The 11,814-nt window shown below is 55.3% G+C and carries 5 protein-coding genes; 3 read left to right on the top strand and 2 right to left on the bottom strand.

The genetic code is table 11. The features are described from left to right. The first annotated feature begins 156 nt into the window (after positions 1-156). The 3 genes from CLV60_RS01630 to CLV60_RS01620 are packed head-to-tail and all read left to right on the top strand — an operon-like array spanning position 157 to position 8,463. Entirely contained in the window at positions 157-4,302 is a 4,146-nt protein-coding gene (locus tag CLV60_RS01630) for a hybrid sensor histidine kinase/response regulator transcription factor (protein WP_106593634.1), read from the top strand. Positions 4,303-4,336: 34 nt separating this feature from the next. Further along, positions 4,337-6,289 carry a sialate O-acetylesterase gene (locus tag CLV60_RS01625; protein ID WP_106593633.1) on the top strand — a complete coding sequence of 651 codons (1,953 nt, stop codon included), beginning with the start codon at positions 4,337-4,339 and terminating at the stop codon, positions 6,287-6,289. Between the two features lie 38 nt (positions 6,290-6,327). Further along, complete coding sequence (locus tag CLV60_RS01620; protein ID WP_229210761.1) at positions 6,328-8,463, top strand: alpha-glucuronidase family glycosyl hydrolase; 2,136 nt, start codon at positions 6,328-6,330, stop codon at positions 8,461-8,463. 4 nt (positions 8,464-8,467) lie between these two features. Here the strand turns inward: CLV60_RS01620 and CLV60_RS01615 are convergent, their stop codons facing one another. After that, a complete protein-coding gene (locus CLV60_RS01615) occupies positions 8,468-10,165 on the bottom strand; it encodes a GH39 family glycosyl hydrolase (protein ID WP_106593631.1) in 1,698 nt (565 codons plus the stop codon). 63 nt (positions 10,166-10,228) lie between these two features. Then, entirely contained in the window at positions 10,229-11,812 is a 1,584-nt protein-coding gene (locus CLV60_RS01610; protein ID WP_106593630.1) for an SLC5 family protein, read from the bottom strand. Between the last annotated feature and the right edge of the window lie 2 nt (positions 11,813-11,814).

The following is an 11,814-nucleotide window of genomic DNA, read 5'->3' as shown; positions in this document are numbered from 1 at the left end:
ATGTTCAAAAAGGGGCCAAAACAGACGGATTCATGGACAAAGTTGCATTTAACCCATTCCCGGCGACGGAGAAATACCCCTTTCCATCGTCTTTATAGTAAATCACCTTTCATTACTTAAAACGTGATACAAATAAGGCCGTTTCTCCGCCTACTAATGAGCCTGCTGCTGCTATTTGCCTGCACAGGACGGCTGGCCATTGCCCAAAGCGAACCGCCCCGTTTTACCGCCATTACCGCCATGGACGGGCTCTCTTCCAACACCGTCACCGCGATCCTGAAAGACCGCCACGGCCTGCTCTGGTTCGCCACCGACGACGGTCTTAACAAGTTCGACGGCACGGGCTTCACCGTCTACCGGCACCGGAAAACCGATTCGACCTCCCTGAAATCAAACGACGTTTCCGCGCTGTATGAAGACCGTGCGGGCCGCATTTGGGTGGGGACGATCATCGGCTCGCTGCATTTGTATGATCGCCGGAAGGATTCATTCGTCCGGATCAAGGCATTCCACAGTATCAATTCGATATGCGAGGATGCGCAGGGCCAAATCTGGGTTGGTACCACGCAGGGCCTCATCGTGGTTGATCCTCATACATTCCATATTAAAACATTCGCTGCTGGCCCGGGCATACCACCGCAAGTGGCAGGCAAGCACGTGCACCGGGTTTTTCGTGACCGCGCCCGGCAAATGTGGGTAGGTACCGGCAATGGACTTTTCAGGTTTTTAAGTAAACCAAACCGGTTTGTACCGGTCGATTACCGTGGTAGCGAAAGCTACCAGGACGGTGCGGACTTTGTGACGGCCATCAGCCAGGATAGCACCGGCACCATGTGGATCGGTACGCAGCATGGCCTTTTTACGCTTTCCGCCGACGGAAAACCGGCGCGGCGATTCGGGTACCAGCCTGGAAGCAGCCATTCGATCAGCAACCAGATGGTCTTCGCAATCGCCCCGCAAAGTGGCAGCGAGGTGTGGGTCGGTACCGACGGCGGACTGAACATCATCGACACGCGCACTGGACACATCGCACCCCACGCACCCGACCCGCGTATGCCGTTCAGCATAACGAATAAGTCTATACGCTGTATCCTCACCGATGCCGCAGGCATTACCTGGATGGGTACCTACAAAGGCGGCGTGAACAAATACGACCGTAATCTGACGCTCTTCGGACTGAAACGCTGCGATCCCTACGACCCCTACGGCCTCAGCGCTCCCTTCGTCACGTCGTTCGCGGAACACCCCGACGGCCGCATTTTCGTGGGTACCGACGACGGCGGCGTGAACCTCTACGACCGCAAAACCAATCTTTTCAGGAAGTATACCATTCACGCCAGGAACAAGGCGGCGGCGTCAGGGCTAGCCGTCTTATCGCTCAAAATGACGGCGCCCGATGCGCTCTGGGTCGGTACATTCCAGGACGGGCTCTTCCGGCTGAACCCTCAAACAGGCACGTACGAACAGTTCCTGCAAGGCCCGGCGGCCAACTCATTGGGTAACAACAATATTTTTTCACTCACCCGGGATAAGAAAGGAAAGTTGTGGATCGGGACGAACGGCGGGGGCGTCAACGTGTATGATCCTGAGACGAAGCAGTTCGAAAGACTTTTTGACCCCAATATCTCTTTGCTGAAACGCATGATACCGCTGAATGCCTACATCCGCGACATCGTGGAGGACCGGCACGGAAAAATGTGGATCGCCTCGCATGGCACCGGTATCGCCGTTTTCGATCCTGAAAAACGGATTTCCATACTGCTCGACCGCGAAACCGCAGCACTTCCCAGCAACAATGTGCTCTCGCTTCTGGAAGACAGCCGCGGCAATATCTGGGCGGGCACCGGCGGCGAAGGGCTCGCGCTATTCGACCAAAAAACCCGCAGATTTATCCCATTCGGCGTCAATGAAGGGCTGCCAAGCGGCATGGTCAACAAGGTTTTGGAGGATGCCCAGGGACGGATTTGGGTGAGTACCAACGAGGGTATCAGCCTTTTGGATTTGCATAAGAAGAAATTCACCAACTATACCGCGCACAATGGCCTGCAAAACAACACTTTTGCATTAGGCGCAGGCATGCGAACGGCGGATAATATGCTCTTTTTCGGCGGTATCGCGGGTTTCAATTACATCGACACCCGTGGCCTTAAAAAGCACCAGGGCCAGACGCCGGTGATGCTCCGGGAGCTGAAAGTCGGGAACCGCGCCATCACATCCGCGGATTCGGGCATGATCGACGCCGATATTTCCGTCGCGCAATCGATCCGGCTCGGTTACAAACAGAATTTTTCGATCGGTTACGGGGCGCTCAACTATACCAATCCCGAACAGACCGCCTACCGATACCGGCTGGTAGGCTTGCAAAATGAATGGCAGCAGGCAAGCCGGGCCACCACCGCGAGTTACACCAACCTCAGTCCGGGAGAATACCGTTTCGAGGTACAGGCCAGCAGCGACGGCAGTGATTGGACCTCGCCTCCTGCCGCCGTCGCGGTGATCGTAAAGCCGCCATTTTACCTCACCATTTATGCTTACATTTTCTACGTGCTGGCCCCCATTGTGGCGGTGTTCCTTATGCGCCGACGCGGCATTCGCAGGCTGCACCGGAAGTTCCGGGAAGAGCAGGCCCACCGCGAAATCGAACGCAAACAGGAGCTTGACAAGCTGAAAATTAAGTTCTTAACCAACCTCAGCCACGAATTCCGCACCCCCATTTCGCTCATTCTTGCACCGGTCGAAAACCTCCTCGCACAGGAAACACCGCACCAGCCCCAGATTTCGGCGATCCGGCGCAATGCGAAACGGCTGCTTAACCTCGTGGACCAGCTGCTTGATTTCAAGAACTTGCAGGAACAGGAATTAAGAGCCGACCTCCGACGTGCCGACATTGTGCCTTTTATCCGTGACGCATGCGACTCATTCAGCGACCTTTCGCAGCGCAAACGCGTCCGTTTCACGTTCGATAGCGCCATCGCGCATTTACTGGTCGATTTCGACACCGACAAGATGGAACGCATTCTTTTCAACCTGCTTTCCAATGCATTCAAATTCACACCGGAAGGTGGCGAAGTGGCGTTGCAACTGACCTGCGGCACCGACGATTCCCAGCAAAACTGGTTGTACATCAAAATATCAGACACCGGCATAGGCATTTCACCGGAGCATTACGGGAAAATATTCGACCGGTTCTTCCAGGACGATGCGGATGCCTCGGTGCTCAACCAGGGCAGCGGGATTGGCTTGTCGATCGTCCGGGAATTTGTACAAATGCATGGCGGGTTCATCACGGTCGGCAGCAACGGCGGCAGCGGCAGCGTTTTCACCGTAGGGCTTCCTTGCCAGGAATGGATGTTCAACCCCGTCGAAATCGCGCCCGCGATGCCCTTCCCCGAATCTGCTACCACTGAAAACTCCCCGGCAAGTCGTTGCCCGGCAACGAAGACCCCACAAACCGATTTCGAGGAAGTGCCGGGCAACGTTTTGCCGGGCAATGATTTGCCGGACAACGCGTTGCAGAGCGACTTGCCAAGGATTTTGATCGTCGAGGACAATGCGGAGTTCAGGCATTATCTCAAAGAAAACCTCGAAAGCCATTACAAGGTTCTGGAAGCGGCCGATGGCAGAGAAGGCTGGCAAAAAACACTGAGCTGCCATCCCGAGCTGATCGTGAGCGACATTGCCATGCCGGAAATGGACGGACTCGCGATGAGTGAAAAGATCCGGTCCGACAAGCGCACGAGTCACATCCCGATCATCCTCCTCACAGCGTCCAGCGGCGAAGAGCAGCAATTGAAAGGCCTGAGTTCCGGCGCGAATGATTATCTGACCAAGCCTTTCAACTTTGAAATACTGAATGTCAAAATCAATAACCTGCTGCTGCTCAACAGATTGCTAAAAGACGTGTATTCGAGACAGATACAGATGACGGGACGCGATGAAGCGATCGAATCCGGGGATGTAAAACTGCTGCGCGATATCCTCTCCTACATCGATGATAACCTGAATTCGACCCAGCTTAGCGTGGAGAACCTCGCGCGCCACGTGGGTATGAGCCGCGGCACGCTCTACACGCGGGTACTGGAAATCAGCGGACAGAGCCCGATCGAGTTTATACGGTCGATCAAACTGGAAAAAGCAGCGCTATTGCTCGAAAAAAGCGATATGAACGTTTCGCAGATCTCATACACGGCCGGGTTCGCCACACCCAACTATTTCACGAAGTCTTTCAAGGCCAAGTTCAACATGCTGCCTTCGGAATACAAGGCCATGAAACGAAAGCCCCTTTCGCTCGTATCGCATTGAATTTTAGCATTTTAAATAATACGGATTGATCCGCATGAAGCTTTCAAAACTACTAACCTTAATCGTCCTGTGCGCGGCCATGCCCCTGCACGCGCAGATCCGCCTGCCCAAACTGATTTCGGACCATATGGTTTTACAGCGCGACCAGCCGCTCCAAATCTGGGGCTGGGCGTCGCCGAAAGAGAAGATTACCCTTCAATTTGACCAAAAAACCTATAAAACCTCGGCAGACGCGGCCGGAAAGTGGGCAATAGCGCTTCCCGCGCACAGAGCGGGCACGGGCTATGCGATGGTGTTGAAAGGCAAAAACGAAATCCGCCTGACCGACATCGCATTCGGAGATGTGTGGCTGTGCAGCGGACAAAGCAATATGGTGATCAACATGGAGCGTGTCAAAGAGCGCTTCCCGAAAGACATTGCGTCGGCCAACTATCCTGAAATCCGCAACTTTTTCGTACCGACGCTCACCAACCTGAACGGCCCGGCAGAGGATTTCCCGAAAGGCGAATGGAAAACGGCGAGCCCGGAAAACGTGCTTAGCTTCGGCGCCGTTGCCTACTTTTTTGCCCGTGAAATCTATGAAAAACACAAGGTACCGATCGGCATTATGAATAGCTCGGTCGGAGGAACGCCTATTGAGGCATGGGTGAGTGAAAGTGGTTTCAAGGATTTTGAAAGTATTCGGAAAACGATCACGCAAAACAAGGATACCAGCTATGTGAATGCATTGGCCCGCATCGCCAACGCTATTCCACCGCATCGCCCGGCCGCGGATGCAGGCCAGCAGGAACATTGGGAAAGCGATGCTTACCTACCCAAAGGCTGGCGGAATTTCAATATTCCCGGGTACTGGGAGGACCAGGGGCTGAGGGCGCTGGACGGCGTGGTGTGGTTTAGGAAAACGATCAATGTCCCGCAGCATTGGGCAGGGAAGCTCGCTAAGTTGTACATGGGACGGATTGTGGATGCCGATGAAATGTATGTGAATGGCCGCAAAATAGGCAACATCACCTACCAATACCCGCCGCGGCGATACGAAATCCCTTCCGAACTGCTCAAAGCGGGGCAGAATACGTTCGTGATCAGGGTTACCAACACCTCCGGCAAGGGCGGTTTTGTCCCGGACAAGCCCTATTTCATGACCACGGGCAGCGATACCATCGATTTGAAGGGCACGTGGCAGTACAAAGTCGGGGCTGTTTTTCCGCCCGGCCAAGATGCGCCGCCAGCACGGCTCGTGCATCAGAACCAGCCCACAGCATTGTACAATGCGATGATCGCACCGGCCCTGCCGATGAAAATCAAGGGCTTTGTATGGTACCAGGGTGAATCCAACACCGGTAATCCCGAGCCGTACAATGCATTGCTCCCGGCGCTGATCAACAACTGGCGCGCGCTGTGGCACGACGACCGCCTCCCGTTCCTCGTAGCACAGCTGCCCAATTTCCAGGACATCGACTACACCCCGGCTGAAAGCAATATCGCCTTACTGCGGGAAGCACAGAACCAGGCACTTACGTTACCCAACACCGCCGTGACCGTCACCATCGACCTCGGCGAATGGAACGACATTCACCCACTCAACAAAAAAGGCGTCGGGGAACGACTGGCGCTTGCCGCGCGGAACCTGGCGTATGGCGAAAAACAAGTCGTCCACTCCGGTCCGGTGCTGAAATCGCATAGCGTCGATAACGGCCGGGTGCTATTGACGTTCGATCACGTCGGCGAAGGTATCGTGTCGTCGGACGGCGAGGCATTGCGCTGGTTTGCGGTTGCTGGCTCCGACCGAAAGTTCTATTGGGCGGAGGCTGAAATACTCGGGAAAAACCGGATCGCATTGCGCAGCGAGCAGGTCAAATCCCCTGAATACGTGCGGTATGCCTGGCAGGACAATCCCGAGGGCGTCAACTTTTACAATTCGGCAGGCTTACCCGCATCGCCATTTCGTACGGACGGGCAGGGTTTGAATCACGCTCAACCTCAATGAAAGCACCAAACTGATCACCGTCAAATTCAACCTAGTACATGATGTTATTTACAAAAACCCTTTTATCCGACAGCGTAAAAAATCTGGTACTGCTGCTGCTGTTTTTCGGCTTTATTTCAAACGGCGACGCATTAGCTGACGACGGGTACCGGCTCTGGCTGAAATATGATCGGATCCAGAATGCAACCGTAAGGACATCTTACAGCAAGTCGCTCAGTTTCATTGCCATATCGGGCAACGACGATATACTGAACAATGCCGCCAAAGAGCTCCAAACCGGCCTGAGCGCGATGCTGGGAAAGCAAATTCCAATTGTGAAGAACCCGGTTGCGAACCAGAAAGGCATTATCCTTTCCGTTTCGGCCGGTGCGGCAACCGGTGACGGCTATGCCATTGAAATGAAAGACGGCAATACCGTCGTTTCCGCCACGAAAGAGGTGGGTGTATTGTATGGCAGTTTTGCATTGCTCCGGCATTTGCAGCAGCACTTGCCTCTTGAAAAAGCTGTTGGGCAAAGCAGCCCGAAAATCCAGCTCCGGATGCTCAACCATTGGGATAACCCCGAGGGAACGATCGAGCGCGGATATGCGGGATCGTCGCTGTGGAAATGGTACGAGCTGCCCGAAACCGTCGATCCGCGCTACACCGATTACGCCAGGGCTAATGCGTCCATCGGCATTAACGGCACGGTCGTGAATAATGTGAATGCCAGCGCGCGCTTTCTGACGGCCGAGTACCTGCCCAAAGTGGCCGCATTGGCGGGCGTTTTCCGGAAATATGGTATTAAAACTTATTTATCCATCCATTTTGCCGCTCCCAAAACGCTGGGCGGGTTGAAAACCTCCGATCCGCTCGACCCGGAAGTGCGAAAATGGTGGGCCGAAAAAACGAAGGAAATTTACCGCGCGATCCCCGATTTCGGAGGGTTTCTGGTAAAAGCCAACTCCGAAGGCGAGCCCGGCCCGCAGGATTACGGCCGTACCCACGCCGACGGCGCCAATATGCTCGCCGAAGCGCTGGCCCCATTCAATGGTGTGGTGATCTGGCGGGCGTTCGTATACAAGGCCGATCCTAATGCCGACCGTTTCAAGGCAGCCTATGAAGAATTTGCTCCGCTCGACGGAAAATTTGCGAAAAATGTAATCGTCCAGGTCAAAAACGGCCCGATCGATTTCCAGCCCCGCGAGCCGTTTTCGCCGCTGTTCGGGAATATGCCGCGGACGCCCCTGGGTATGGAGTTTCAGCTCACGCAGGAGTATATGGGTTTCGCGACACACTGGGTGTACGAAGCCCCGCTGTTCAAGGAATGCCTCGATGCCGATACTTATGTAAATGGCAAAGGCTCCACCGTGGCCCGCATTGTCGATGGCTCGCTGCACAACTACCCATTAACCTGCATCGCCGGCGTGGCCAATACCGGCTCCGACCGCAACTGGACCGGGCACCCGATGGCGCAAGCCAACTGGTACGCCTTCGGGCGGCTGGCCTGGGACCACACCCTGAGCCCGGAAACCATCGCGCGGGAATGGACGCAGCTTGCATTAACCACCGAGACCAAAGCTGTGACCGCTATCAGCGATATCATGCTCCGTTCGAGAGAAATTTATGTGGACTACAATACGCCGCTGGGCCTCTCCCGCCCGTGGACAGGCAGCCATTACGCGCCCGAGCCGTGGCAAAACCGCAGCTCCCGCCCCGACTGGACGGCCATTTACTACCACCGGGCCGACAGCCTCGGCCTGGGATTCGACCGCACAACCTCCGGCAGCAATGCATTACAGCAATACCGCCCCAAAGCAAGCAGCGCCTGGCTCAATGCCGAAACCTGCCCGCTACCCTATTTGCTCTGGTTCCATCACGTGCAATGGTCGAAACAGCTCAGCTCGGGCCGGAATCTCTGGGACGAACTTTGCCACCGGTTCTACACCGGTGCCGATTCGGTGCGCTGGATGCAAAAACAATGGGCCGGGGTCAGCACTTCGGTCGACCCGGCGATCCACGCCGACGTTTCCGGCCGACTCGCGAAGCAGTACAAGGAGGCATTATGGTGGCGGGATGCCTGGGTGTTGTACCTGCAAACGTTCTCCGGGAAACCCATCCCTGCTATTTACCCGAAACCAGACGGGACCTTGCAGCAGGTGAAGGAATCCGTGAACAGCTATTTGATGCGATAACAAATCACCATTTGAAATGCAGCAGCGACACCCCCTGGCGTGGCAGCTGCATTTCCACCGTCGCCTGGCCATTTTTAGGTTCGATCCATTGCGGCGAGGTGAACAATGCGAGTTGCCCGGCCTTTTCGAGCAGCCGGATTTGTTCGGCGGTAGGCTGTTTGGGCGAGCCCATGGCTTTCCATGCTTCGTAGGAATTGCTGTTTTCCTTGTCGATGCGGTAGTGGTAGAGCATCATTTTCTGCGAAGGCAAGCCTTGTACCAGCACTTTGACGGCAGCATCAGGTGACGGTACGTTGTCATCGTGGTAGTTCCACACCATAACCGCCGCCGAATTGGCACTCTTGGAAGCGATACCGTTGATATCGGCTTCCTTGCGGACGCTTTCATCCCTTATTCTTTTGAAATCGTACGCAAGATTTTGCTTCACTTCCACCCGGCTTCCCTCCATCATTCCAAACATCCGGAATACGTTCAGCACGGGCTTGTCGACACCGTTGGTCGCCAGGTCCCGGAAGCCGCGGAACCAGGCCTGGTCCTCAAACTCGAACGACCAGCTTACCGCACCGAGCAGATTCACGCCGCGAGCCTCAGCCAGTTCGTATTTCCGGGCAAAGGATGCCGCCGTGTAGCTTGAATACATCGTACCATTTCGGTACGCATTCTGCGGGCTTACGTCTTCCGAGCACGCCGCGCATCCTTCGGGATCGGACTCGCCGATGATGATCGGCAGTTTTTTGAGCGCCGGGTAGGAAGCCACTATCTCGAAACCTTTGTCGAGGTCGCGCAGCTGCGTGCCCATGTTCATTTGCACATGACCTTCCACGATTTTAGGCGCGCCTTTGGCATGGTAGGTGATAAAATCGATGGGGGTACCGGTTTTACCGGTCACATAGTTTTTACCGGCCGTGACGTGGTCGAGGAACTTCCGCATAAATGCCTCGGATTTGTCCCAGGAAGGCCCTGTCACTTCCGGCCCGCCTATTTTAGCGGTAGGCAATGCGCGTTTGACGGCGTCGGCTGTGTAGTCGTACAGCTTAATGTATTCATCAACAGTGCCTTTCCAGTAGCTGATATTCGGTTCATTCCAAAGTTCCCAGTACCAGCTTTCCACTTCTTTCTTGCCATAGCGGGCCACCGAGTGCTTCACCCATTGGTACACCAGCTCAGCCCATTTGTTGTAGTCGTTGGGCGGATAGGCCCAGCCGAGGTAAATGTCGTTGTAATTATCGCCCGGCTTCCAGTGGTGACGGTAAGGTTCAGGCTTCGAAGAAAGTGCCTGCGGCATAAAACCGATCTGCGCGATGGGCTTCATCCCCCTTTCAATATAGGTGTCAAAAATTTTATCAACGATCTTCCAGTCATACACCGGTTTACCCTGCGCATCTTCGGTGTAGGCATTGGTGGAGCCCCATTTGAGCGCCGCCTCGCCGTCGCCCGTCACGAGCAGGCTATGCGCCCGCACATACACCGGTACCTTGCTGAATTGCGAGATTTCGGTGAGCAGCTTTTTCCCGTCTTTCATATAGGTATAATTCGGCTCATCATAGCCAAAAAACGCCCAGATAGGCTGCATCGGGGCTTTTACCTTTGCCAGGTTGACGTCGATCACGACGGGCTGCTGCTGACTGAAAGCGGGAGTGGACAATGCAGTGCCCAGGATAGCAGCACGGAACAGGGCAAGTTGGGTTATTTTGAAAAGCATGCGACAGGTGTTAAGCGATAAGGAAAGCTCAACGGTCACAAAATCTATCGGGGAAAATCCGGTTTATCTGAACAGAAAATAAAGGCACCCCATCACCACGCCGATGCATGCCCAGCCCAGCCATATTCCCCGGCGGTCGTAATGCGGCTGAGAAGCGTAGGTTTCGGCCAGCGTGGGCAGTGGTGAACCGATACGTTCCTCTGGAAACAGCAGGGAAACGGCAGCCATGAACAGCATCAAAAAGGCAGTGAGCAGGAACGTGAGCAGCATGAAATGCGGCCAGAATGCTTTGTGCGGGAAATCGGACAGTTGCATGATACCCACACCCAGGCAGAGCGGCGAACCGAGGTACAGTGTGAGGTTGGCGGCACGGCTGGTGGCCTTTTTCCAGATCACGCCCATTAAAAACACGGTCGTAAGCGGAGGGGCCAGGTAGGTCCCCACAGCCTGCGAGAGGTCGAAAAGGCCTTTGTCGACGGTCGAGAGCAGGATCGACATCATCATGGCGAGGAACGACGAGCCGATGATCACGAGCCTCCCCACCGTCCGGAGTTTTCGCTGCGAGGCATGGGGATCGATGATTTTGGAATACACATTCAAAGAAAAAACCATGCTGAACGCATTGATACCCACGGCGACGTCGTACACCAGCGCTGCAATGAGTGCCGCGAGTGTAATACCCACCAGGCCGACGGGCAGCAAGTTGGCCGTCATGACCAAATACGCGTGATCAGGATTACGGAGGTTCGGGTAGAGGATGTAGCAGTAAATACCGGGCAGCAGGAAAATGAAGGGTACCAGGGCTTTGAGGGCAGCCATGAGCATGGTGCCATACTGGCCATGCCGGATGTCCCTGGCGGCGAGGGTCTGCTGCACGATCGTCTGGTCGGTGCACCAGTACCATATTCCCACCACCGGATAGCCGAGCAACACTGCGTGCCACGGGTAAACGGGGTCGTCGGAGGGGCGGAATATCGTCCAGAATTCCTTCGGCGACCGGCTGATCACCTCCCCGATTCCGCCGATGCGGTTCACCGCGATTACACCGACAATAAGCGCCGCGGCCGTCACGACGACGGATTGCAGCACGCCCGTTCTGGCAATTGCGCCGAGGCCGCCCGTAGCCGTAAAGCTGGTGGCGAGCACGGTAGCGCCTACCGCCGCCATCCAGAATGGCACATCGAGCAGCTGTGCAATCACGAGCCCGCCCGTGAGCAGCACGAAACTCACCGACACGATGAGCGTCGAAATCATGGAATAGTAGGTGAGAAACGTAAACGAGCGCTGGCCATACCGCCGGAGCAGGAATTCGGGCATGGTGCTCACTTTCGTCGCAAAATAATGCGGCACGAACACCATTGCCAGCAGCAGCAGGAACCACCAGGCAAGCCAGTCGAAGTTGGCAGCGACCATACCGGTGGTGTAAGCCATACCGCCATAGCCCACGAGCATGACCGGACTTACATTACTGCTGAAAATGGACAGCCCGACGTTGTACCATTTCAATGACCTACCGCCCAGAAAGAGGTCATTGGCCGTTTCGATCCGGCGCTTGCGGGAAAAGTAGAGCCCTACCCCGACCAATATAGCCAGGTAAAGCACGATAATACCGGCGTCGATGCCGCTGAGGGCCACTTCTTCGCGCATGG

The organism is Dyadobacter jiangsuensis (assembly GCF_003014695.1).
GTDB classification, from domain to species: Bacteria; Bacteroidota; Bacteroidia; order Cytophagales; family Spirosomataceae; genus Dyadobacter; species Dyadobacter jiangsuensis.
The sequence above is the reverse complement of the archived record's forward strand: the minus strand, read 5'-3'. Positions and strand labels throughout refer to the sequence as shown.